This window comes from Maribacter sp. 6B07, from assembly GCF_002700155.1.
In the GTDB taxonomy this organism is placed as follows: Bacteria; Bacteroidota; Bacteroidia; order Flavobacteriales; family Flavobacteriaceae; genus Maribacter; species Maribacter dokdonensis.
This window is the reverse complement of the sequence record NZ_PDUT01000001.1, coordinates 2,274,283-2,299,671: the sequence shown is the minus strand read 5'-3', so window position 1 is coordinate 2,299,671 and position 25,389 is coordinate 2,274,283. Positions and strand designations below refer to the sequence as shown.

Below are 25,389 nucleotides of genomic sequence, written 5' to 3'. Positions count from 1 at the left end.
TTCGAAATTAAGGAACAAACGGATACGAAAGCCTATCGTTTTAACGAAAAATGACCTGAAAGCTGAATTTCAGTATCTCTATTGATGTATTTAAACCAATAATCAGATGAAGGCATTTGTTTGCCATTATAAATTCCGTCCCAGGACGAATTAGAAGTATTAGGGTCTAGCTGCTTTAATAGCTTACCGTAACGATCATAAATAAAAATATCTATATCACCTGTTCCAGAAAGTTTTGATGTATCCCAAACATCATGGTAAGCATCACTATTAGGTGTGAAAAATTTGGGTAATCCTAAAGATTCTACATCTTGACATGCAATAGGGTCAATACTTACGGAAAATCTAGATTGACCAATACAACCATTCTCTTCGGTAAAAATATAAATGGTCATGGACTCTAAAATTTCATCACCTGCCAGTAAAATTGTCCCACCTCCATCGGCTTCACTATAGTAATCTTGCCCATCAGGTAATGTTGGCAAGGTATATGTTTGACAAGTAATAACGTCATCTAATTCCGTAACCGAAACCTTGGTAATATCCACTAAAAAACTACTTTCATCAAAACAGCCTCCCGATCCCGATACATTTTCCGCATAAACATATATAATTTGCGATTCGGTAATTTCATCGCCAGCATTTAACATTAACCCGTTGCCACCAGCAGCAGTGTAATAGTTACCAGAACTTAATAATGGCAAGGTGTAAACATTACATTCATCAACATCTGGTAATACATCTGCAACCACCAAAGGGTTTACAATCAGACTAAAAACAGTCTCATTAAAACAGGTTTCAGATGCTTCAACAAGCACTGTAATGTCTTGCTGATATGGAATAGTATTGTCAAATGAATTAGATAACGCTATTGGGTTTCCTGCGGCATCAAAATAAGAAACCGTTAACCCTGTTTGCTCCCCAACAACTTGAGACTCTATAGCCGCCAAGTCTAAATTAAATGTAGCAAAACCATCGGCATCCGTATCACATATTATTACATCATCAATATCGTTTGCTATTGGTCCATTACTATCAACATTTACAGTTATAGGGTTTCTTTCCAGGATTAAATCTGTAACAATAGTGCTACTAATTTGACATGTATACACCCCTGAATCTGTTACCTGAAGATTTGTTAATACTAAATTCGGAGTATCTGAAGCTGGTATTGCCACACCGTCTTTAAACCATTCATATACATTTGCACTACCGCTTACCGTAGTGGTTAAGGTCAAAGAACCATCAACACATCCTGTAATGTTTTCAACATCGTTCACTAATGACTGTGGATTGTCAACAAATAAAGAAAAGCCTTCGTAATAATTAAATTCATCTTCAAAATCCCCAAATTGAAAACTATTGCCATAAATTCTAAATACTCCCTCATTCAAAAAATTAAAACCAGGTATATCTCCCTCTATATTATTGTTATAAATATCTAGAGAACTCAGACTGGTCCAATTCTCTAAACCTGCGGGCAAGATTCCTTCTATGTTATTATCATTAATTTCAAAAACATTAATATTAATTAAGTTTGAAAAAGAATTAGGTATTGTACCCGTAAAATTGTTTTGTCCTAATGATAAGGTTAATAGCGACTGAAGATTTCCTAATTCCTCGGGCAAATTTCCCTCAAATTGATTAAAACGAAGTACTAAGAGCTCTAATGAAACTAAATTTTCAACCAATGGAGAAATAGCTCCTTCTAGCTGATTAAATTCCAATAGTAAAGTCCTTAAATTAATTAAGTCATAAATAGCTTCTGGAATTGCCCCTGTTAGATTATTATATCTCAAAGACAAGGAAGTTAAATTTGAGAGAAGTCCCAATTCAGAAGGTATTTCACCCGAAAGTTCGTTAAAAGAAAGTCGGAGAACCCGTAGACTATTTAAATCTCCCAATTCTACAGGTATAGTTCCTGTTAGTTGATTTTCCGAAAGCAGTAAAGTTTCCAAATTACTTAAGTTACCAAGTTCGGGTGGTATTGTACCACCCAAATTATTAGCACTTAACCATAAAGTTACTAGATTATTTAAACTTCCTAGTATCATAGGTATACCATCAGACAACTCATTTCCATTTAAAAATAAGTGTTCAAGATTCAAAAGATTACCTATACTAATTGGAATAGGACCTGAAAGATTAGTTTGGTCAGACAAATCAAGAATTGTCAAGCTCTGCAAATTACCTATTTCCGTTGGTATTGTACCGATCAGGTTGTTTCCGGTATTGGAATTATTATCCAAATCTAAGGCTATAACACTATTAGCATTAACCGTTACACCATACCAATCATTAGTTACTACCGTAGCAGCTAACGGTACAGCAAAATTCCAATCATTAGTAAGGTCAGCATCTGTCTCACTAACCCAGTTAGGTCCTCCCGTAGCATTATATAGCGCTTGTAATGCTTCCAATTCAGCTAGCGGAAGTTGGGCATTAGCATTAAATATACCAAACAAACATATAATTAGACTACTTATTCTTTTAATCATTTTGAACATTAAACGGAAAAATACCTAAAAAAAAAGTTTATCATTTTATAACCATAAAAAACTCGACAAAATTCATGTTTGACCTAGAATTGTAAATGAGGGAATTCTGTCTGAATTTCTGATTTTAAAACGTTTAGTTTTACAAGGAATTTTTGATGTTGATCAGAATTTTCATTAAAGGGTTTATGTAGCATTCCTTTTTGGACCTTTTCTATTTTTTTCATAGTTGAAGATGTATTTGATGCCAACCACACCTCAACAAACTTCTCCCAGATATACTCTATTGCCGTCTCATTGGGGTGAATCATATCTTTGGCGTAAAAACGATAATCACGCAACTCATCCATCATTAATTCATAACTAGGAAAATAAGATACCCTATCCTCATTCAATACCTGATGAATGGCGGCAATAAGATGTGCTTTACTTCTTTGATTCTCCAGGAATCCGTCCTTTAAGTGCCTAACAGGTGATACCGTAAATATAAATTGTACTGTAGGATTTACAGATTGCACAAATGTGATAACTTGTTTTAAACTCTTAACCACCTCTTCAACACTTAACAGCTCTTTAGTAAAATTAGACTGCGGTACTTTATGGCAATTTGCCACTACTTTATTGCTAGAAGTCTTGCGGTACACCCAAGCGGTACCTAAAGTGATAATGATATGACTAGCTGTATTTACTTGCGTTGAAGTTCTACTTATTGCATTATTTAAATCTTCAATAATTTGTGCTTTGGACGGATTACTTAAGCTAGAATGCGCATCAAAACTATGCCATTGTTCATTCTCGTTAAACACATCTTCTTCAGTAAAGAATTCTTGATTTACCGACTTTTCAATTATCCTTTCAATTGCCAAAGGATGAAACAATATCCCAAACGGATTCTGTAATCCCTGAAATTTATAGTATTCTAATTTTGCTCCAATATTCTCAGAAAAACAAGAGCCCAACAATAATAACTGACTAGAGTAGTCAATAGGATTATTAGCTTTAGATAACGGTATTTCAGTTAAGAGATTCATTTTTTGATTCCTTATCGTTTTACGAATTTCTTAAACAATGCACAACTACTTCAAATAATCTTCTGCCTTTACCAAAGCCTCTTCAATACCACCAGGATTTTTACCGCCTGCAGTGGCAAAGAAAGGTTGACCACCACCACCACCTTGAATATACTTACCAAGCTCGCGAACAATTGTCCCGGCATTTAATCCTTTGGAGGCAACCAGTTCTTTAGATATATAACAGGACAATAAAGCTTTACCATTTTGCTCTGTTCCGAACAGTAAAAACAAATTATCCTTATTGCCGCCCATTTCAAAACTAAGGTCTTTAATACCAGCTGTATCTAAATCTACTTTTTTAGCTAGAAACTGCACTCCGTTGATTTCCTTAAGTTCCGAAAGTAAATCACCTTTTAGATTTTTTGCCTTATCCTTAAGTAATTCAGCTACTTGTTTTTTAAGGCTACTATTCTCTTCCTGAAGACTTGAAACCGACTTTAACGGATCTTGGCTATTGCCTAGAACATGTTTTATTTCTGATAGCAATTTGTCATTATCAGTATGAAGATCTTTAACGGCATCACCGGTAATTGCTTCTATTCTTCTAATACCTGCTGCAACGGCGCCCTCTGACTTTATTTTAAATTGCCAGATATCTCCCGTATTCTTTACATGTGTTCCTCCACATAATTCTATGGACTGACCAAAACGAATGGTTCTTACCGCATCTCCATATTTTTCACCAAATAACGCCATAGCGCCCTCTGCTAGCGCAGTTTTCATTGGTACGTTTCTTTCTTCCTGAAGCTGTAATTGTCCATCTATACGAGCATTCACAAAATTCTCAACCTCCTGCAATTCTTCCGGTGTCATTTTAGAAAAATGAGAAAAATCGAATCGTAAATATTTTGAGTGTACCGAAGACCCTTTTTGCTCTACGTGCTTACCCAAAACTTCTCTTAATGCCTGATGCAACAAGTGCGTTGCCGTATGGTTAGCTTCCGTTCTATTACGTTGCTTTTTATCTACGACCGCTTTAAAACTTTCATTTAAATGCTTTGGTAGGTTCTTGGCAAAATGAATGATCTCGTTATTCTCTTTCTTAGTATCGGTGATATAAATAACATCACCATGTGCATCTTCTAAATACCCTTTATCACCAACTTGACCACCCCCTTCGGCATAAAAAGGGGTTAGATTAAATACCAGTTGATATTGTGTACCTTCTTTTTTGGACGTTATTTTTCTGTATTTGGTAATCTTTACCTCAACATCAAGCATATCATAACCAACAAACTCTTGCTCATTATCCTCTTGTAAAACTTCCCAATCTTCTTTAGATACGGACGATGCGGATTTTGATCTATTCTTCTGCTTCTGCATTGCGGCATCAAAGTCAGCCTCATCTAACTCATATCCTTTTTCACTAAGAATCAATGCAGTTAAATCTATTGGAAATCCGAAAGTATCATATAGCTCAAAAGCTTTTCCGCCATCTACGACCTTTCCTTTTGTATTCTTTATGATAGTATCTAAAAGCAACAAGCCCTGATCTAAGGTTTTCAAGAAAGAGTATTCTTCTTCCTTGATCACATTTTCGATCAGTTGTTTTTGTTCTTTCAATTCCGGGTAAGCTGCACCCAAAGAATCCGTTAAAACATTTACCAAACGGAACATAAAAGGTTCTTTGGTATTCAAAAAGGTGAATCCGTAGCGTACCGCTCTTCTTAATATTCTTCTTATCACATAACCGGCACCTGTATTGCTTGGCAATTGACCGTCTGCAATAGAAAATGCCACCGCGCGAATGTGATCACTGATCACACGAATAGCTATATCAATTTCTTCATTTTTACCATAATCGGAATTTGTTATGGTTTCTATTTCTCGTATTAACGGCGTAAATATATCTGTATCATAGTTAGATTGCACTCCTTGTAAAACCATACAAAGACGTTCAAACCCCATTCCTGTATCTACGTGCTTCGCCGGCAAACTCTCTAACGAGCCATCTGCCTTGCGGTTGTATTGCATAAATACCAGGTTCCAAATTTCCACTACCTGCGGATGGTCTTGATTTACCAAACTTGCACCAGATACTTTTGCCTTTTCTTCTTTTGAGCGAATATCCACGTGAATCTCGGAACATGGTCCACACGGTCCTTGGTCGCCCATTTCCCAAAAATTATCTTTCTTGTTCCCCATGATAATCCTATCCTGTGGAACAATTTTCTTCCATAGCTCAAACGCCTCTTTATCCATATCCAATTGATCGGCATCTTCACTACCTTCAAAAACTGATACGTACAAACTATCCTTATCTATTTTAAATACTTCGGTCAACAATTCCCATGCCCAGGCAATAGCCTCTTCTTTAAAATAATCGCCAAAGCTCCAGTTGCCCAACATCTCGAACATGGTATGGTGATAGGTATCTTTACCTACTTCCTCCAAATCATTATGTTTACCACTTACACGCAAACATTTTTGAGTATCTACCACTCTTGAGCTCTTAGGCTGACTAATACCTAAAAAATATTCTTTGAACTGGTTCATTCCCGCATTTGTAAAAAGCAGGGTTGGGTCATCTTTTATGACCATAGGTGCAGAAGGCACAATTTTGTGTTCTTTACCTTTGAAAAAATTCAGAAATTGAGTTCTTGTTTCTTTGGAATTCATCTAAAATGCTAAGCTTTTACAAATTTTAACGGTTTATATAAAACTATTTTTATATTTGTTTGTTCCCTAATAATTAAAAAACAAAAATAGGATAAATAACATTCATGTCTAAGGTAAAATACTATTACGACCCAGATACGCTGTCGTACCGTAAAATAGAACCCCAAAAATCTAAACGTTATAGAAATATAACCTTCTTTATTTTGGGATCGTGCCTTTTTGGTCTGTTAGGTTTAATTCTATTACTGAACACCAATCTCGTAAACACACCTAGAGAACTTTCTTTGTCAAGGGAAGTAAAGAACTACGAGCTTCAATATGAACTGTTGAATAAAAAAATGGAACAGATTGAAGAAGTTCTGGGCAATATTGAAGAAAGGGACAACAATATCTACCGTCTATATTTTGAAGCCAACCCTATACCAGACGAGCAACGTAAAGCAGGGTTTGGAGGTATTAACCGTTATAAATCTTTAGAGGGCTTCAACAATTCCGAGATGATAATATCTACCACCAAAAGGCTGGATATTATTAAAAAACAAATGGCCATACAGTCTAAGTCTTTAGATGAAATCACAAAACTTGCCGAAGAAAAAGAAAAATTATTAATGTCCATTCCCGCTATACAGCCCATCAACAATGAAGATTTAACCCGCATGGCTTCAGGTTATGGTTGGCGTTCAGATCCTTTCACGAAAGCAAGAAAAATGCACTACGGCATGGACTTCACCGCACCTAAAGGCACACCGGTATATGCTTCTGGCGATGGTAAAATAATCAGAGCAGATAATAATTCATCCGGCTACGGTAAACATATACGTATTGAGCATGGCTACGGGTATTTAAGCCTTTATGCGCATTTAAGCCAGTATAACGTGAAGAAGGGTCAAAAAGTAAAACGAGGCGATTTAATTGGCTTTGTAGGCAGTACAGGTAGATCGGAAGCTCCACATTTACATTATGAAGTTTGGAAAGATAAAGATCGTATAAACCCTATTAATTTCTATTACGGAAGTTTATCTCCAGAAGAGTTTGAAAACATGCTTAAATTTGCTAATCAAGAAAACCAATCATTAGATTAATGCAGATAGACCTCCCAGAAAAAAGATATTATGGTATTGGTGAAGTAGCCCGTGCTTTCGGTGTAAACGCCTCGTTAATTCGTTTTTGGGAAAAAGAGTTCGATGTACTTCAACCAAAAAAGAACGCAAAAGGAAATAGAAAATTTACGCCACAGGACATTAAAAACCTTCAGCTTATCTACCATTTGGTAAAAGAAAGAGGCTTTACTCTTGATGGCGCCAAAATCCACCTTAAAGAAGAGAAGCAAAAAACACTTTCCAATTTTGACATTATTCAAAAATTGGAGCGCGTAAAAGCGGAACTAAATAAAATTAAAGACCAATTATAACACAACCATTATGAAAAAAGGACTAATCGCATTAATTGTAATCGCTGTAATAGCGTTTGGACTATACCAGTGGGGCGTAGGTTTCAATAACACAGCAATAGCGCTAAAAGAAACTTCTACAAAAACCTGGGCAAATGTTGAAAGTGCCTATCAACGTAGAAACGACCTTATAGGCAACCTAGTAAAAACAGTACAAGGTGCCGCTGATTTTGAAAAAGGTACTTTGACCGATGTAATCGAGGCAAGATCCAAAGCAACTTCGGTAAGCATTGACCCAACTAATATAACCCCAGAGCAATTAGCACAGTTCAATCAAGCGCAAAGTGGATTAAGCAGTGCACTAAGTAGATTATTGGTTACCGTTGAACGCTACCCTGACTTAAAGGCAAATCAAAATTTTCTGGAACTGCAATCTCAATTAGAAGGCACCGAAAATAGAATAAACGTAGCACGTGATAGGTTTAACGCAACCGTAGAACCATATAACCTTCACATCAAAAAATTTCCAAATTCAATTTTGGCAGGTATATTCAACTTTGATGAACTAGCATATTATAAAGCTGATGCAGGATCAGAAAATGCACCAGACGTAAATTTTGAATTTGATTGATATTTTATGTCCAAGGTAGAAGATTTTTTAACCGCCAAAGAAGAGCAAGACATAGTGAACGCTATTCTTGAAGCAGAAAAAAATACTTCTGGTGAAATTAGAGTGCATATTGAAGCACATACAGACAAAGACCATTACGAGAGAGCCAAAGAGGTTTTTCATTTATTAAAAATGGACAACACCAAACAAGAAAACGGAGTTCTCATCTATGTAGCCGTACACGATAAGAAGTTTGTAATTTGTGGTGATAAGGGTATTGACAATGTAGTACCTAAAGACTTTTGGCAAACTACTAGAAATAGCATTCAAACACATTTTGAGAAAGGAGCTTTTAAAGAAGGTTTAGTAGCTGGTGTTTTAAAAGCTGGCGAAGAGTTAAGAAGCCATTTTCCTTGGCAATCAGATGACACCAACGAACTAAGCAATGAGATATCTAAAGGTTAGCCTTGTAATTCTTTTTCTTTGGTGCACTCCGTCATGGAGTCAGTTTGAAATTCCTGAAAAACCGGCGTTACAGACCAGTGTTTATGATTACACCAATTTATTGAGCGACCAGCAGAAAGTAGCTCTTAGCCAAAAATTGGTTCGTTATTCGGACAGCACTTCTACCCAAATTGTAGTTACCATTATTGCGAGCACTAATGGCGAAAACATTAATTATTTGGGTGCCAACTGGGGGCAAAAATGGGGAATTGGTCAAGAAGGCAAAGACAATGGTATTCTCATAATTTTAGCTGAGAATGATAGAAAAGTTGCTATTAGTACCGGGTATGGTGTAGAAGGTCTACTTACAGACGCTATATCAAAGCGCATTATTGAACAAGTAATCCTTCCAGAATTTAGAGCTGGGGATTATTATGGTGGACTAAATAAAGGGTCAGATGTTATTTTTCAAGTTTTAAATGGTGAATTTGAAGAAGACAGAACCTTTGGAAATAACAGCAAATCCCCTTTCTCCTCATTTTTACCTTTTATCATTTTTCTCGTAATACTTTTTATACTTTGGAGTCGCAAAAACGACGACAATAACGGAGGAAGTAACGGTAGAAGACATAGGGGTCTTAGTCCTTGGGATATGATTATCCTAAGTAATATGGGACGTTCTAGTGGTTCTAGTGGCGGATTCGGTAGCGGCGGAGGCGGAAGCTTTGGCGGCGGTGGATTTGGAGGAGGTTTCGGCGGCGGCGGCTTTGGCGGTGGCGGTGCTTCTGGCGGATGGTAGTTTATTTTAAAAACAAATTGCTTCATTTTCAATATCCAGAGATATTAAATTCTGTTTATATCTATTCGCTTTCTAGTAACAACTAGGCTTAGGTCTATTGTATATAATTATACAGCAATCATACACATTATATTACCTTCCCCTTTATCCCCTCCCAAGAGGGGATAAATACGTATTTAGTTGCAGGCTTCTTGACAGTAAGAATTTTTGTCACAATAAGTACTACATGGACTGTTTTATTCAAAATCTTTAATTCAAGTTAGAAACTGTTCCCCTCTCGGGAGGGGCTAGGGGTGGGTTGTTGGTTAAAACTCCAAAAAAAAATGGTCAAATAATTATGCTGCGCAAAATATTTGACCACTTCTTATTTCCTTATCTAATGATTAGAGTTTATTTTTAAATTCTAACACCTGGATTTCTTAGCAACCTTACTTCTTCCTCATAAATACTGTAATAGGGACACCAGTAAAATCATACTCCTCACGTATCTTATTCTCTAAATAACGCTTGTAAGGCTCACGTACATATTGCGGCAGGTTACAGAAGAAAGCAAACTGCGGATATGGAGTTGGTAATTGCGTACAGAATTTAATCTTAACAAATTTACCTTTATACGCCGGCGGCGGATAATTCTCGATTATTGGCAACATTGTTTCATTGAACTTACGGGTAATAATCTTTTTATTACGATTATTATATACCTCAACTGCAGTTTCTATTGCCTTGAAAATACGTTGTTTCGTCAACACCGAAACAAAAAGAATTGGCACATCTGTAAATGGCTCAATAGCTTTTTTAATTTTATCGGTATAGTGCTTTATAGTATTGGTCTCTTTATCCTCTACCAAATCCCACTTATTCACAAGAATAACTATCCCTTTATGATTTCGCTGTGCTAGCCAGAAAATATTTTCTACCTGACCATCAAAGCCTCTTGTGGCATCTAACATTAAAATACAAACATCGCAATGCTCAATTGCCCTAATCGAACGCATAACGGAATAGAACTCCAAATCTTCTTTCACTTTTGCCTTACGACGAATACCAGCAGTATCCACTAGGTTAAATTCAAATCCGAATCTATTATATTTTGTATCGATGCTATCCCTTGTCGTACCTGCGATATCGGTTACAATATATCTATCCTCCCCAATAAGTGCATTTATAAAAGAAGACTTACCGGCATTAGGCCTACCGACAACGGCAAATCTTGGCAAATCACTTTCCTCTTCTACAACATCTGGCAACTTTTCTACCAAGGCATCTAGCAATTCTCCAGAACCACCTCCATTTATACTAGATAAGGTATAATACTCACCAAGGCCCAAAGAATAAAACTCAACAGCATCCTCAGCTCTTTTGGCATTATCAACCTTGTTGACCGCCAAAAAAACAGGCTTTTTCACTCTTCTTAGTAACTTGGCTACATCTTCATCCATACCGGTAACACCAGTTTCAACGTCTACCATAAAAATAATGGCATCAGCTTCTTCGATCGCCAATTCAACTTGCCTATCAATTTCCTTTTCAAAAACATCATCACTACCCACAACGTATCCGCCGGTATCAATAATTGAAAACTCTTTTCCGTTCCAATCACTTTTACCATAATGGCGATCACGAGTAACACCGCTAACGGCATCAACTATAGCCTCACGTCTTTGAATTAATCTATTAAAAAATGTTGATTTTCCTACATTAGGTCTCCCTACAATGGCAACAATAGCACCCATAGCTTAAATTTGGGGCAAAGGTAATATTTAAACTGGCATTTACACCATAAGTTAAACAGAGAGATTAGACGTAATCACTTCAAAAGATTCCTTTTCAGAAAGTTGCCGCTTTTTAGGAGTGGATAGATAAGGTTCACCAACTGACCGTTTTCGAACAATTCTTGCTGGTGACCCATAGGCAATTACGTTATTCCCAAAATGATCAACAACTAAAGACCCAGCTCCGATTACGGTATGTTCACCTATCTCAACACCATTTACCAATGAAGCTCCTAAGCAAATTGAAGAAAACTTACCAAGAAAAACATTTCCTCCACAACATGAGGATGGAGCTAAACTGGCAAAGCTCTCCATTACAGAATCATGCTCTAAAATAGAATTCGAATTAAGTATACAGAAATCATGAATAAGTGAATTTGAATTAATTATTGCCCCAGGCATAATTACATTCCCACAGCCCATCAATACATCTTTACCGATTTTAGCACTAGGATGAATGGTATTTATAAAATTAAAATTAGGTGCTATTTTTGAAATTTTATCCACAACAAGCTTTCTTGTCCAGTTATCGCCTATGGCAACAACTCCACCTCTAACATTAAATCTGTTTATTAAAAAAGGTAAGTCATATTCACTACCTAAAACTTGATAACCATTAACTATTGTCCCTTTTACCCTGTAAGAATCTACAAAACCAATTACATTATACTCCCCCTCTTTCTCTAAACAATCCAAAACAACACTACCGTGCCCAGAGGCACCAAAAATTATCACGTTATGCATTTCATCGGGGTTTTATGACAGTTTATCGATAATTCAAAAATAGGCTTTTCTTTACAACTTGAAGAATTAAAACGTACTTTAAGATAAAAATTAGTCGGATAAAGTCAATAAGCAGAAGACTTCTGATGCAAATGCCTGACACTAAAGGGTTCATATATCACCCCAGATTAGATAAAAAGTTCATTTTTATCTAAAATTTTTAATTACCCCTATTTATTGTAGCCAAAACGCTTTAATTGACGTGCATCGCTTCGCCAATTCTTATTCACTTTCACGTAGAGTTCGATGTGAACCTGCTTACCAAAAAATTTCTCTAAATCTTTTCTAGCTTCTACGCCAACGCGCTTTAAAGCTGCCCCTTTGTGACCAATGATAATTCCTTTTTGAGAATCGCGCTCAACCATAATTACGGCACGCATACGAATGATATCCTCATCTTCAAAAAACTCTTCGGTTTCTATTTCTACCGCGTAAGGAATTTCCTTTTTATAATTTAGTAATATTTTTTCCCGGATAGTCTCATTCACAAAAAAGCGTTCTGGCTTGTCGGTTAACTGATCTTTAGGATAATAGGCAGGCGATTTTGGAAGTAGCTCAACAATACGTTCAAAAACTCCCTTTATATTAAAATTAGATAATGCTGAAATTGGATGCAACTCTACCGTAGGTAATAAGTCTTGCCAATACTGAACTTGCTCTTCCAATAATTCTTGGGTAGCTGTATCTACTTTATTTAATAATAGTAAAACAGGAATTTTACTGTTTTTAATTTTCTCGAAAAACGCTTCATCTTTTAAAGCCTTCTCCCCTATCTCTACCATATAGAGTAACACATCGGCATCTTCAAAAGCAGATTTTACGAAATCCATCATACTACTCTGCAGTTCGTAGGCAGGTTTTATAATTCCAGGAGTATCTGAAAGAATCATTTGAAAATCATCCCCATTTACAATACCTAATATACGATGCCTAGTAGTTTGTGCCTTTGATGTTATAATGGATAATTTTTCACCCACAAAAGCATTCATCAATGTCGACTTACCAACATTTGGATTTCCTATTATATTTACGAAGCCTGCTTTATGATCTGCCATCCTTCAACTTTATTATGTATTTCTTTAATTCCACATTTACCTTTGGAGCCAACAAAAGTACGGCAATCATATTAGGTATTACCATTAAGGCATAGGACAAATCAATTAAATTCTTTACCAGCTCTAAAGAGGCCACTGCCGCAAAAACGATCATAATCACAAAATACCAGTTATACAACTTACCTATTTTAGCATTGGTCAAAAAGGATAAAGATTTTACTCCGTAATAGGAATAGGTAAACAAAGTGGATAGTGCAAATGCCGTAACTATTACCATTAACAATATATCTCCCCAACCGAACAGGGTTCTTTCAAAAGCTGATAAGGTCATTACAATTCCACTAGAATCTTCTAAATACGCTCCACTGAGAATAATTACGATTGCCGTAAATGTACATACCAAAATAGTATCTATAAACGGCCCCAACATAGCCACCAAGCCTTCGCGAATAGGCTCATCGTTTTTTGACTGCCCGTGATACATTGGCGCGCTACCTAAACCTGCCTCATTTGAAAACATTGCCCTACGGACACCAATAATTACCAATCCCCAAAATCCGCCAGTAGCTAAAGATTTAAAGTTCCAAGCTTCCGTAAATATCATTTTCAGAGCTGGGAATATTTGACCAGAATTCATCGCCATAACCGCTATAACAGCAATTAAATATACCGCGACCATAAATGGTACTATGGCTGAGGCAACCTTAGCAATCTTTGTCAATCCACCAAATATGACAAATGAAGTAATAATGGCCAGAATTAAACCAATGGTCCATTTCCAATTTTCATCACTCATTTCAATGATGTTGGAACCAGGTTCAACTACACTCATAAATGTTTCCGTAAACTGATTGGCCGTAAATACACCCAAAAAGCCAAAGAGACCACATATCGCAAAGAAAATAGCCAAAGGTCTTGCTTTCTCACCCAATCCTCTAGTTATATAATACATGGGGCCTCCCTGTAATTTACCGTCTGAATCTGTACCACGATACATAATTGCCAAACTACAAGAGTAAAATTTGATACACATACCTATTAATGCTGTCATCCAAATCCAAAAAACCACTCCCGGTCCACCATCATGAATGGCAATAGCTACCCCAGATATATTCCCCAAGCCAACTGTAGCAGCAACTGCAGCCGAAAGCGCTTGAAAAGAACTTACCTCACCTTTTGAATTTGAATTATCATATTTACCTGCTGTAATTGCTATAGCGTGACCGAAAAAACGATAGGGCATTAATTTGGAATAAAAAACCAAAAAGAGTCCGCCGCCTATCAACAAAAGAAACATTGGCCACTCCGTATACGGCAGGGCATTGGCTATAAAGTCGTTAATTGTATCCATAAAATTGTAAAAAACCGAAGTTATGGATTTAAAGTTTTTTAAAAGATAATGCTCCCAAAAAATATTCTTTAAATAAGTTTTGAAAATAGAGAAAATGTATTGTATATTTGCACCCCGCTACGAATAGTAGCACACCTTTATCTCGTCAGCTTAATGACCTGAAGTTGCAAAACAAGTGAGATAAGAACCCATATCGCGGGGTAGAGCAGTAGGTAGCTCGTCGGGCTCATAACCCGAAGGTCGCTGGTTCGAGTCCAGTCCCCGCTACTAAATTTTAAAAGAAGGTCCAGTTTTTACTGGACCTTCTTTTATTTAAATTTATTAATGATTTTACATAATCAGTTTAATAAATACTTCATGAGTACCGTTGGATTGTGTAGAAATCTCATTATCGTAAGGGGTTTCATAAGCATATCCCATATTAATCCAATTGGACGCATTAAATATAAATAGCCCACCTATTCCTTCGTCATATCTATACGTAGGTCCTACCTCAACTCTATTATTAAAACTAAATGCCGCAGTAATATCAATTGAAATAGGACTAGCTTCAACATACCTGAACATTGTTGAAGGTTTGAACAGAATGCCCTTAGAAAGCTCAAAGTCATAACCACCAGCCAAATATATATGTGCTTTTCCGGACGCATATGTGGCTATACCATCTTCACGTTCCAAACGATCATTACTTAATATTGCAGGCACAGACAATGAGGCAAAAAAGCGCTCACCTTTTAGTAATGCCCCAGCACCCACGTTAGGTTTAAAACTACCATCAATATTACTTAAGCTTGGATCAGAACCTATACCGAAAGTCATTAAACCTGATAGATTGGCATCATACGAATTTGCTCCTGCCTTTACTCCCAAATATAATTCAGTAAATGCGGATATTTGTAATCTATATGAAACATCAATATTTAATGAAGTACTATTTTCTATAAACGTTTGGTCATTGACAATAGAAACACCCAACCCTAAGTTGTTGCCCATAGGAGTACCAAAAAAAACACTTTGGCTTTCAGGCGCGCCTTCTACATTTACCCATTGACTTCTTATATTCAGACCCACCTCTGAACTTTGAGGTCCCTTAGTACCCTCAACACCAATAGTAGCACCGGCGTAAGCAGGATTTACCAAATTCATGGTATAGCGATAAAACGCTCTGTTAGGATCTTGTTGTCCCATTACACTGGCAAATGTTAATAACGCCAGTAAGTATAGAACGGTCGATTTAATTGTATTGTTTCTCATATTATATTTTTAAGCTACCCTAGGGAAAATCGAGTCCTTTCATTAAGTACTCTCTTAACTTGACCTTCCTTAAAGCAGCAGTATTAGTTTTAAATTTTATTTAGTAGTTGATAAAAATCCAGCCATCTTGAGGAGCCGAACCGTCATTTAAGTTAATGATGTAATAGTAGGATCCCGTTGGTACTTTCTCGCTCCTATTTTTATACACAGCCCCCCAATCATTTTGGTAACCTTTAGCAGAGAAGACTTCATGCCCCCATCTGTTGTATACTTTTACAATTGATGCAGGATAATTTTCGATTCCCGCTATAACCCAACCATCATTTATACCGTCACCATTAGGAGTAAAGGCCTGTGCCGAAACAACGGTTACTGGTATTTCAACCTTATCGCCTTCTTTTTGACTATCGGAACAGCCCTCTACATCCACGGTTTCACCATTAGGTGTATCGGCACATTGATCCAAATTGTTCATGACCCCGTCATTGTCATCGTCTTTCTGACTCTCGGCACAGCCTTTAACATCCACTACTTCATCTTCAGGAGAATTGGGGCATTGGTCCTCAGCATCACTGACACCGTCAAAGTCTGAATCTTTCTGGCTATCAGAACATCCATCAGCGCCAACCGTTTCGCCAGCTGGGGTATCTGGACACATATCCAGGGTATCGTTGATACCGTCACCATCACTATCAGAATCTTTTTGGCTATCGGAACACCCATTGGCATCTACAGTTTCACTTACCGGTGTATTGGCACAGATATCGTTTTCATCTAAAACACCATCATCATCGTCATCGGTATCGGTATCGGCATTGTCGCCCATACCGTCACCATCGGTATCGGTATCCTCATTTGCATCCAATGGAAAAGCATCTTCAGTATCCAACGTGCCGTCATCATCATCATCGGTATCGGCATTGTCTCCGGTGCCATCATTATCGGTATCAACATTCTCGTTTTCGTCTAATGGGAAAGCATCTTCTGAATCCGGGGTGCCATCATTATCGGTATCTTTTTGGCTATCGGAACAACCATTGGCATCTACGGTTTCACCTACAGGGGTATCGGGACACAAGTCTGTATCGTCCTGCACACCGTCTTGATCCGAATCGACAATGTCGCAATCTAGACCGAAATCGGCAATGGTCCAACCGTAGGTATCGATAATACTTTGGCGAGCAGTTGCTCCTTCACAATAACCGACACTACACCCAAAGGCTACATCATTTTGCAGGGTCAAATCACTCCAGCCAATTAAGATCTTATCGTAATTGGCGGTCGACATACCTGAAAGTCTAAAAATAGCGGTCATTTCGGTCACATTACTTACATTCCAATTACTTAGATCATTATTAAAAACCGAAGCACCATCGAACATATAGTACATATTAGTAACATTGCTCACATCCCAATCGCCAATATCTTGGTTAAATGCCCATGCCCCGGCAAACATTTGAGGCATACTGGTCACACTGCTTACATCCCAATTACTTAAATCATTATTAAAAACCCTAGCCCAATTGAACATATACGCCATGTCGGTCACATTGCCCACATCCCAATCGCCAATGTCTTGATTAAAAGCTGTGGCACTAGAAAACATCTCCGCCATGTCAGTCACATTACTCACATTCCACTTCCCGATATCTTGGTTAAAAGCTATGGCAAGAGCAAACATCCCCGCCATGTCAGTCACATTGCCCACATCCCAATCGCCAATATCTTGGTTAAAATTTGAATTATAGAACATATACGACATGTCGGTTACATTGCCCACATCCCAACCACTGATATCTTGGTTAAATGCACTTGCATTGTAAAACATGTCTGACATATTGGTCACCTCGGAAAGATCAGGTAAATCAACCGCATTGATTACCATATTATGGCAACTTTGAAAACTTTTTTCCATAGATTGCCATACTTGGCCTCCCCATTGCTCAACGGATAATAAATTAGTCCTATCAGAAGAACTAGTCAATTGAAAATGAGGAAAAACCCCGCTGATACTTACAGTATAGGTCCCTGCTGTGGCATAGGTATGGGTGACATCGCGCGTATGAGAACTAGTTGAACCATCCCCCCAGTCTACAGTATAACTATAGGTATAATCTGAATTTGTAGGGATGGTCAATGATCTATTTGTACCACTTATTCCCCAGGTGGTGATGAAGGGGCAATCTTCTCCGTCATCGTTAATATCCCACCCATAGTTGCCCTCTAAATCTTGTTTTGCAGTTGCCCCGGCACAATAGGTGCTATTGCCGCCTTCGAATGTGATTCCTGTTGGTATTTGTGTTTCCCCTGAGCTTGTATCCAAAGTGTTCCAGCCTATTAGGGTGTCATCGTAATTTGCCGTGGAAAGTTTGGCACCTGTAAACATATCGTCCATGCCTAAAACACTACCTATGTCCCAGCCGCCTAGATTTTGATCAAATGCTGTTGCTCCTTCAAACATATTAAACATATACTTTACCTCACCAACATCCCAGGAGCCAATATCCCCATTGAAAGCCGTAGCACCTTGGAACATAAAGGACATGTCTACAACACTGGAAACCTCCCAATCATTAAGGTCTTTGTTAAATAACGTGGCTTCAGAGAACATTCCTCTCATATCAGTAACGTTGCCCACATCCCAATTACCAATATCCCCATTGAAAGCCGTAGCCTCATAGAACATAATGAACATGTTTTCAACACCGGAAACATCCCAATCATTAAGGTCTTTGTTAAATGATGTGGCACCAGAGAACATTCCCTCCATATTAGTAACATTAGAAACATCCCAAGCACTTATATCCCCATTAAATTTAGTTGCCTCGGAGAACATATAAACCATATTGGTAACCAAAGAAAGATCTGGCGCATCCGTGGCATTGTATTCCAAATTTTTACAACCCCTAAAACTTTCATACATACTCGTCCATTGCTGGGTTCCCCACTGTTCTATAGATACTAATTTATCCCGATTAACATCAGGGCTTGACCAAAATTTTGGGTGCGGAAAATCACCGCTAATGGTTACCGTATAGGTATCCGCTGTGGCATAGGTATGTGTAGCATCGTCTGTATAGACTGTAGTATCTGTGGACCCATCGCCCCAATCTACGGTATAGGCAAATGTGCCATCACCTGTGGGTATGGTAATTTGATTGTCGTTTGATGAACCTTCATTATCGGTTTTCCAAGTAGTTACAAAGGGTAATGAGCAATCCTCTCCGGCATCCGTTATTGACCAATTATAGGTGTCAATTAAAGATTGTCTTGCTGTTACTCCCACACACAAGGTACTATTACCGCCATTGAATGTTATGTCTGTTGGTATTTTTGTTTCCCCTGCGGCTGTATTCAAGGTGTTCCAGCCGACTAGGGTATTATCGTAATTTGTTGTGGAAAGTTTGGCGCCGTCAAATATATCGTACATGTCTTCAACATTACTAATATCCCAACTGCCAAGATTTTGATCAAATGCTGTTGCTCCTTGGAACATTCCTTGACCTATTCGATATCCTGGTGGCATCATAGATTCCTCTACTGAGCCCATATTTTGAACATTACTAACATCCCAGCCACTTATGTCTTGGTTAAAGGCTGTTGCATCCGCAAACATTCCACCCATACCCAATACATTACTTACGTCCCAATTACCAATATTTTGGTTAAAAGCAGTGGCTCCTTCAAACATTCCCATATATGCCATTGCAAACCCAATGTTTGGATCTAAATAGGTCCCCATATAAATTACATTGCTTACATCCCAATTACCGATATCCTGATTAAAGGAAATAGCATCTGCGAACATACCGGACATATCTTGTACGAGACTTACATCCCAACTACCTATGTCTTGGTTAAAATTGGTAGCACTTTCGAACATACTACGCATAACCATTACTTTTGAAACATCCCAAGTTCCAATATCTTGATTAAAACTGTTTGCACCATTAAACATATCTTCCATATCTTCAACATTGCCTACATCCCAATTACCGATATCTTGGTTAAATTCATAAGCGTGTGTAAACATGTCTGACATGTTGGTAACATTACTGACGTTCCAGTTGCTAATATTTCCATCAAAAACGCTGGCAGAGTGAAACATAGTTTGCATATTAGTCACCTTGGATACATCCCAATCATTAAGGTCCTGATTAAAAGCAGAGGCCCCAGTAAACATCCTGTACATATTGGTGACATTGCTCACATTCCAATTATTTATATCCCCATTAAAGGCTTCAGCCTGACTAAACATACTGCTCATATCGGTTACCTGAGAAAGATCAGGGGCATCGATCGCATTGATTTGAACATTGGCGCAGTAATAAAAACTCTGTACCATAGATTGCCAAATTTGGTCTCCCCATTGTCCTACCGAAAGTATCTTGTCATGATCTGAGAAATAAATGAATTTTAAATGTGGAAAATCTCCGCTGATGCTTACCGTATAGGTGCCTGCTGTTGCATAGGTATGGGTGGCATTACCCGTGTATACAGAAGTATCGGTCGTGCCATCGCCCCAATCTACGGTATAGGCAAAAGTGCCGTCACCTGTGGGTATTGTAATTTGATTATCGTTTGATTCTCCATCATTATCCGTTTTCCAAGTGGTAATGAATGGTTCTTGTGCCTGCAAAAAGCCAAAGCCTAACAAGGCTATTAGTAAAAGCAGGGGATTTTTAAAATGCTTTTTCATAAATAATTTAATTGGTTTTGATTTATATGAATATCACATAACAAATATGTAAGAATTGACCTACTTAAATTGTGACAAACTTACAACGGGTGATTTGTTGGTATGATATTCCTACTTAAAACCAAATTGGTGCTTAAATATGATTTCGACATATATTTTCTCGGTTAAAGAAAAGGGATTAGTTGACCCATAATTCAAATAACTAACTGAAAATCAAGTTTTAAAATTTGACAGATAATCAAATATTAAAAGGGATTTTATTCATGAAATTTCTTGTGTGTTAAAGGCAAACTATGTGTCCAAATCCTATTCTGACATAGAATTATGTGTTTTAGCAAGAAAAAATTGTATTTTATCTAGGTTTCAGAAATACAAATCAATGCTATTTAAAGCACAACAAGGCAGTGTAAATACTTTGAAAAGTATCTAGACACAGCTATTTTCAACTATATCATTTCACTTCAGAAGCAAATTGAGTGATATTCTTTTGGGTAATTTTTTTAAATATTTTGCTAAATGAGCTTCTATTTGCAAAACCACATTGCTGTGCAAGTGCCTCTATAGTGCTCTTATCTAAATATCCAGAAGTAATAAGGTTTTTAGCATTTTCTATACGCACTTTATTTCTATACGTTGCAAAACTAACACCACGGTGTTGGTTGAGAAAATGTGATAAATGATGTGGGGGTATCTCTAATGCTTTGGAACAACTATTCAGATTAAAATCATGCTCATAGAACAAGCCTTTATCCTTCAGTGCATTTAATCCATCTTCAATTCGATCAACATCTAATCCAAATTTCAATTCTACCCCATCATCAGCAATATCGTGGTTTACAATAGCCTTTTGTTTAACTCTTCTTGGATAACCAAGCAATATAGAGGGGAAATATATAGGCATTATTCCTATAGCAAAAAGTATTATATAGAAAACAAAATTTACGGTTCTTAAAATAGGACCTGTGGATCTTAAAAAATCGACTTCAAACAATTTCTCAAGGGCAAAGATGGATGCCAATATAGACATTAACAGAAAAAGTGAATACAAAGAAACAACCCATACCAACAACTTCTTGTCTTTTTCTTTTAATAAGCTTTGTACGAAATCAACCAGTAAAGTCAACAAACTAATAAGTGCTAGAAATTGCCACAAAAAACGCATTGCATAATGTTGGTTAATATTCAAAATACCATACCTTACTTTTAATCGTTCAGACGGTTTTAAGTAAGCATTTGAAACTATAGTGTCATAAAACTCTTGAGGTTTGGCATAGACATTAATAACATCTACAACACCTATGATAAAAGGAATAAAAACAAGTAAATAAATCCAACGCCATACAAATTTATCTTTTATCAAGGTTTGAAAATAGAAAAATATTGGAACAGCTATTAGATTATATAATGGGAGTGGCCACACATAAAACCAAGTATATTTTAAAAGCAAACCAGACTCAATAACATAAGTTTGCAGCGTATAAATAGAGAATATGGTATAAAACAACCCTAAGAAAAAAGCCGATGCTTTATTTACAGATTTTCGGGTAAACAAAGAAACCGCCAATACCAACCCAAATACAGAAACTACTAAGAAAAAATTTTGCAAACTATTAAAATATTTACTTCACTTTTAAAAGCGACAAAATTACCAGAATTTGATAGCCAATAAAATATTCTATCCTGAAAAAATGATAATAAATTCGGTCTATTTTTAAAGACTACATAAATGAAAATATAGCCACCTTTCAAATTCTTGGTAAGTTTCCATTATTTTATGAACGCTGGGGTCTCCTAAAAATACTTTGCGCGCAAAATTATAGATAGCTTATGGTTACGCACAAGGCTCCAACCTAGTGGAATGAACTATATGGAATTTTGATTTTGATGCCAGGTGTTAAATTAAATCACAAAGTCATCGAAATAAACATCCAAAAAAAATGAACTGAAAATCTAAAGATTTACCTAAACATCTCAGAAATTAAACAAGAAGGCTCAGACAAGCAATATCAGGTAAAATATCTAATAAATTCTTTTTGAACTATTCACATCACCACCATCCATAATTTTTATTTAATAATACAATCCTATTTTAAAAATTTCAATCTGCTTTTATCAACTGTAACTTTTGTTTTTTGCGCCATGTGTTTTATTGAAAGTTGGTTTAACTTACCTTTAATGACTCCTTATTAAACATGTTTATCTAAAAGATGAAAACTAGATTACTTCTTATCATCACCTTGTGCATTATTCCTTTGTGGAGTAATGGGCAAAACCTTTCCCCTCCAATTCAGAATTACAGTAGCTATGAATACAATGCCGCTAGTAAAAATTGGGGACTAACTATTGATGAGAACGGTGAATTATATGTGGCAAACAACATAGGCTTGCTTCACTTTAATGGCGAAAGTTGGACACTAAACAAACTGCCCAATAAAACGATAATACGCTCAACCGCATATGTAAATGGAAAAATTTATACCGGCTCTTATGAAGAATTCGGATTTTGGAAAATGAATCCATACGGTTCATTAGAATACACCTCTTTAACCCATTTAATAAAAGAACACGAATTTACAAACGAGGAGTTCTGGCAAATAATACCTCTTAACAATACCATCATATTTCGGTCATTTTCAACCGTATATATTTACCGAAACAATGAAATAACAGTTTTAGATGCTCCTTTTGTTGTTACAAATATTGCCAAGTATAAAAACGAGATTATTGTTGCCGGTGAACAACGTAGATTATATCGTATTAAAGACAATACACTTGCTCCCTTGGAATCTCAGGAAATATTGGAAGGAAAAACTATTGTAGATATGGTTTCCTTTGGAGACGATCTACTTATCGGCACCAAACTTAATGGTTGTTATATGCTCACCAATGGTCTAATAGCTCCATTGGACGACTCAATAAACAACGAGCTGAAAGACCACCAACTGAACAAAGTATTGTCTCTCGACAAAAATACAATTGCATTTGGCACTATTAAAAACGGCATCTACACGTATGATGTTAAGCACAATACCTTTCAAAACCTCAACAAAGCACTGGGACTGCAGAACAATACCGTTTTGGCCATGCTGCATTATAAAGAACAATTATGGCTGGGTCTAGATAATGGTATAGATAAAATTCAATTGAAAAACCCCATTACTTATTATACCGACCATTCAGGTGTTTTAGGTACCGTTTATGATCTTGTAGACCATGAGGGCGAGCTATATTTGGGCAGTAATACCGGTATTTATCATTTTAAGGATGACCAGTTGCAATTTGTACCTGGATCACAGGGGCATGTTTGGGATTTGGAAATTATAGACGGAGATTTATTCTGTGGTCATAACACAGGTACTTTCATTTTAAAAAATGATAAGCTCAACAAAGTGTCCGACATTTCCGGGGGATATCAAATAGCCAAAATCCCTGAAACACAATCTTCTTATATTCAGGGTACATATACCGGTTTAGCAAATTTTAAAAAGGGGGAAAACGGAAATTGGATCACCAGCCGTATCACCGGCATTGACTTTCCCGTAAAGCAATTATGTTTTGAAAACGCTACAACTTTATGGGCGGCACATCCATATAAAGGGCTTTTTAAAATAACCATGAACGGTACGCACACAAAAGTGCTATCAACAACAGAAATTAAAACTGGTGCCATACCCAACAATTACAACATCAAATTGTACAATATTAAAAACCAAATAATACTATCTAGTGAAGGTAATTGGTTCAAATATGATCCAATAGCTGATATTATATCTGAATTTGAAGAGTTTAAAGATTATGTAAATATGGATCTTGTCAACTATAATTCAAAAAGTTATTGGTTTTTTGATAATGATAATCAGAAAAAAATTATTCATACAGACCTTGGTGATAATCAATTTACTTTAGATGATGCCCTTCTTAGAAAAAGACTTGCTATAGAAACGGAAACCATAGTAAACTATAATGATTCCATATACTACTTTACCCTTACCGACGGTTTTGGAAAACTTAACTTGAATAAATTTGAAAATGAATTAAAAAATGTAGCATTACCAATACCCAGATTAAGTTCTTTTCAAGATGAAAAAGAAACGTATCTATTAAATAATTCAAGTTTTATAATACCCTTTAACAAATCCAAATCTTTACTTATTAATGTTTCCGCTGGCAGTATTAAACGGTATACCTATTTCTATGAACTTACGGGCACAATTGATCAGTCTAACTATTTAGATCATGGTACAATTCAACTTCAAAACCTACCCTTTGGAGATTACACGCTTAAAGTTCATACCGTTAGTATTGGTAATGAACTATCTGCCCCAAAGATTATTGAATTTAAAATTTTGAGGCCTTGGTATTTTTCCAATTGGAGTTTATTGGGCTATCTACTATTGATTATTGCGGCCATTCTTTTATTCCGCTGGTATAATAGGCAAAAATTGGCTAAAAAGCATAACCAACTAAAGGTTCAAATGCAACGGGAACAAGATGAACGTTTGGCACAAATAGAGAAAGAAAAATTAGAAAAAGAAATTAAAAGGAAACAGACAGAACTGGCAAGAACCACCATGAGTGTTGCCAAAAAAAACGAATTAATCATAGAGCTAAAAGATATGATCGCATTAAATCAAGAAGCCTTTAGCAACAAACAGCGCTTTAAGTCGCTATCTAAAAAACTTGATAGCTCTTTGGATGAAGACCAAGACTGGAAACATTTTGAAGTAAGTTTTAAAGAACTGCATGAAGATTTTTTTGAAAATCTTTTAAAGAAATATCCAAAATTAACACCCAAGGATTTAAGATTATGTGCTTACCTCAAAATGAATCATACCACAAAAGAGATTGCTCCGTTAATGGGTATTTCTGTTCGTGGTGTTGAGATCCACAGATATCGTCTTCGCAAAAAATTGAATATAGACAGCTCGCAAAACCTATCTAATTACCTCATTAAATTTAAATAAAACATCAATTAATGGTTTTTACAACCACCACTCGTATTAAGAATGCGTTAATTAGCTACATCATTACTACATCAAAACGTT

At 36.6% G+C, this 25,389-nt stretch carries 16 protein-coding genes and 1 tRNA gene; 7 read left to right on the top strand and 10 right to left on the bottom strand.

All coding sequences use genetic code 11. The features are described from left to right. Positions 1 to 32: 32 nt before the first annotated feature. The 3 genes from CSC80_RS09655 to alaS form a co-directional block, all read right to left on the bottom strand. Positions 33 to 2,498 (bottom strand): T9SS type B sorting domain-containing protein, encoded by a 2,466-nt coding sequence (locus CSC80_RS09655; RefSeq protein WP_180268595.1) that lies wholly within the window; start codon positions 2,496 to 2,498, stop codon positions 33 to 35. 83 nt (positions 2,499 to 2,581) lie between these two features. Then, positions 2,582 to 3,526, bottom strand: a complete 945-nt coding sequence (locus tag CSC80_RS09650; protein WP_099191300.1) for a GSCFA domain-containing protein — start codon at positions 3,524 to 3,526, stop codon at positions 2,582 to 2,584. Positions 3,527 to 3,571: 45 nt separating this feature from the next. After that, positions 3,572 to 6,187: an alanine--tRNA ligase gene (gene alaS / locus CSC80_RS09645; protein ID WP_099191298.1), complete on the bottom strand. Its 2,616-nt coding sequence runs from the start codon at positions 6,185 to 6,187 to the stop codon at positions 3,572 to 3,574. 104 nt (positions 6,188 to 6,291) lie between these two features. Between alaS and CSC80_RS09640 the strand changes: the two genes are divergently transcribed. The 5 genes from CSC80_RS09640 to CSC80_RS09620 are packed head-to-tail and all read left to right on the top strand — an operon-like array spanning position 6,292 to position 9,430. Further along, entirely contained in the window at positions 6,292 to 7,269 is a 978-nt protein-coding gene (locus tag CSC80_RS09640) for a M23 family metallopeptidase (protein ID WP_099191296.1), read from the top strand. Next, complete coding sequence (locus CSC80_RS09635) at positions 7,269 to 7,598, top strand: MerR family transcriptional regulator (RefSeq protein ID WP_058105223.1); 330 nt, start codon at positions 7,269 to 7,271, stop codon at positions 7,596 to 7,598. The genes CSC80_RS09640 and CSC80_RS09635 overlap by 1 nt, the downstream gene beginning before the upstream one ends. Positions 7,599 to 7,608: 10 nt before the next feature. Beyond that, positions 7,609 to 8,208: a LemA family protein gene (locus CSC80_RS09630; protein WP_058105222.1), complete on the top strand. Its 600-nt coding sequence runs from the start codon at positions 7,609 to 7,611 to the stop codon at positions 8,206 to 8,208. A 6-nt stretch (positions 8,209 to 8,214) separates the two neighbouring features. Beyond that, positions 8,215 to 8,652, top strand: a complete 438-nt coding sequence (locus CSC80_RS09625; RefSeq protein ID WP_058105221.1) for a TPM domain-containing protein — start codon at positions 8,215 to 8,217, stop codon at positions 8,650 to 8,652. Next, entirely contained in the window at positions 8,633 to 9,430 is a 798-nt protein-coding gene (locus CSC80_RS09620; protein ID WP_099191294.1) for a TPM domain-containing protein, read from the top strand. The genes CSC80_RS09625 and CSC80_RS09620 overlap by 20 nt, the downstream gene beginning before the upstream one ends. Positions 9,431 to 9,858: 428 nt before the next feature. Here CSC80_RS09620 and der read toward each other — a convergent pair whose 3' ends face one another. From der to CSC80_RS09600, 4 genes are all read right to left on the bottom strand, one after another. Continuing rightward, positions 9,859 to 11,163 (bottom strand): ribosome biogenesis GTPase Der, encoded by a 1,305-nt coding sequence (gene der, locus CSC80_RS09615; protein WP_099191292.1) that lies wholly within the window; start codon positions 11,161 to 11,163, stop codon positions 9,859 to 9,861. Between the two features lie 51 nt (positions 11,164 to 11,214). Further along, positions 11,215 to 11,946: an acetyltransferase gene (locus CSC80_RS09610; RefSeq protein ID WP_099191290.1), complete on the bottom strand. Its 732-nt coding sequence runs from the start codon at positions 11,944 to 11,946 to the stop codon at positions 11,215 to 11,217. Between the two features lie 209 nt (positions 11,947 to 12,155). Further along, positions 12,156 to 13,040, bottom strand: coding sequence for a GTPase Era (gene era, locus CSC80_RS09605; RefSeq protein WP_099191288.1), 885 nt, complete (start codon positions 13,038 to 13,040; stop codon positions 12,156 to 12,158). Then, positions 13,027 to 14,391, bottom strand: a complete 1,365-nt coding sequence (locus tag CSC80_RS09600) for an alanine/glycine:cation symporter family protein (protein WP_099191286.1) — start codon at positions 14,389 to 14,391, stop codon at positions 13,027 to 13,029. The genes era and CSC80_RS09600 overlap by 14 nt, the downstream gene beginning before the upstream one ends. A gap of 194 nt (positions 14,392 to 14,585) precedes the next feature. On the opposite strand from CSC80_RS09600, the gene CSC80_RS09595 reads away from it, so the two are divergent. After that, positions 14,586 to 14,658: transfer RNA gene (locus CSC80_RS09595), tRNA-Met, on the top strand. Positions 14,659 to 14,721: 63 nt separating this feature from the next. Here the strand turns inward: CSC80_RS09595 and CSC80_RS09590 are convergent. The 3 genes from CSC80_RS09590 to CSC80_RS09580 form a co-directional block, all read right to left on the bottom strand. Next, positions 14,722 to 15,645, bottom strand: coding sequence for a type IX secretion system membrane protein PorP/SprF (locus CSC80_RS09590; protein WP_099191284.1), 924 nt, complete (start codon positions 15,643 to 15,645; stop codon positions 14,722 to 14,724). A 100-nt stretch (positions 15,646 to 15,745) separates the two neighbouring features. Next, a complete protein-coding gene (locus CSC80_RS09585; protein ID WP_099191283.1) occupies positions 15,746 to 20,344 on the bottom strand; it encodes a BspA family leucine-rich repeat surface protein in 4,599 nt (1,532 codons plus the stop codon). A 451-nt stretch (positions 20,345 to 20,795) separates the two neighbouring features. Next, the gene (locus CSC80_RS09580) at positions 20,796 to 21,704 is read right to left on the bottom strand and encodes a helix-turn-helix domain-containing protein (RefSeq protein WP_143751735.1); all 909 of its coding nucleotides are present in this window, start codon (positions 21,702 to 21,704) and stop codon (positions 20,796 to 20,798) included. Between the two features lie 847 nt (positions 21,705 to 22,551). On the opposite strand from CSC80_RS09580, the gene CSC80_RS09575 reads away from it, so the two are divergent. Then, positions 22,552 to 25,308, top strand: coding sequence for a LuxR C-terminal-related transcriptional regulator (locus CSC80_RS09575; protein ID WP_099191279.1), 2,757 nt, complete (start codon positions 22,552 to 22,554; stop codon positions 25,306 to 25,308). Positions 25,309 to 25,389 lie beyond the last annotated feature (81 nt).

What these genes read in the sequence shown, in the direction of transcription:
- CSC80_RS09655 (WP_180268595.1), bottom strand. Translation starts at nt 2,498, where the DNA reads ATGATTAAAAGAATAAGTAGTCTAATTATATGTTTGTTTGGTATATTT.
- CSC80_RS09650 (WP_099191300.1), bottom strand. Translation starts at nt 3,526, where the DNA reads ATGAATCTCTTAACTGAAATACCGTTATCTAAAGCTAATAATCCTATT.
- alaS (WP_099191298.1), bottom strand. Translation starts at nt 6,187, where the DNA reads ATGAATTCCAAAGAAACAAGAACTCAATTTCTGAATTTTTTCAAAGGT.
- CSC80_RS09640 (WP_099191296.1), top strand. Translation starts at nt 6,292, where the DNA reads ATGTCTAAGGTAAAATACTATTACGACCCAGATACGCTGTCGTACCGT.
- CSC80_RS09635 (WP_058105223.1), top strand. Translation starts at nt 7,269, where the DNA reads ATGCAGATAGACCTCCCAGAAAAAAGATATTATGGTATTGGTGAAGTA.
- CSC80_RS09630 (WP_058105222.1), top strand. Translation starts at nt 7,609, where the DNA reads ATGAAAAAAGGACTAATCGCATTAATTGTAATCGCTGTAATAGCGTTT.
- CSC80_RS09625 (WP_058105221.1), top strand. Translation starts at nt 8,215, where the DNA reads ATGTCCAAGGTAGAAGATTTTTTAACCGCCAAAGAAGAGCAAGACATA.
- CSC80_RS09620 (WP_099191294.1), top strand. Translation starts at nt 8,633, where the DNA reads ATGAGATATCTAAAGGTTAGCCTTGTAATTCTTTTTCTTTGGTGCACT.
- der (WP_099191292.1), bottom strand. Translation starts at nt 11,163, where the DNA reads ATGGGTGCTATTGTTGCCATTGTAGGGAGACCTAATGTAGGAAAATCA.
- CSC80_RS09610 (WP_099191290.1), bottom strand. Translation starts at nt 11,946, where the DNA reads ATGCATAACGTGATAATTTTTGGTGCCTCTGGGCACGGTAGTGTTGTT.
- era (WP_099191288.1), bottom strand. Translation starts at nt 13,040, where the DNA reads ATGGCAGATCATAAAGCAGGCTTCGTAAATATAATAGGAAATCCAAAT.
- CSC80_RS09600 (WP_099191286.1), bottom strand. Translation starts at nt 14,391, where the DNA reads ATGGATACAATTAACGACTTTATAGCCAATGCCCTGCCGTATACGGAG.
- CSC80_RS09590 (WP_099191284.1), bottom strand. Translation starts at nt 15,645, where the DNA reads ATGAGAAACAATACAATTAAATCGACCGTTCTATACTTACTGGCGTTA.
- CSC80_RS09585 (WP_099191283.1), bottom strand. Translation starts at nt 20,344, where the DNA reads ATGAAAAAGCATTTTAAAAATCCCCTGCTTTTACTAATAGCCTTGTTA.
- CSC80_RS09575 (WP_099191279.1), top strand. Translation starts at nt 22,552, where the DNA reads ATGAAAACTAGATTACTTCTTATCATCACCTTGTGCATTATTCCTTTG.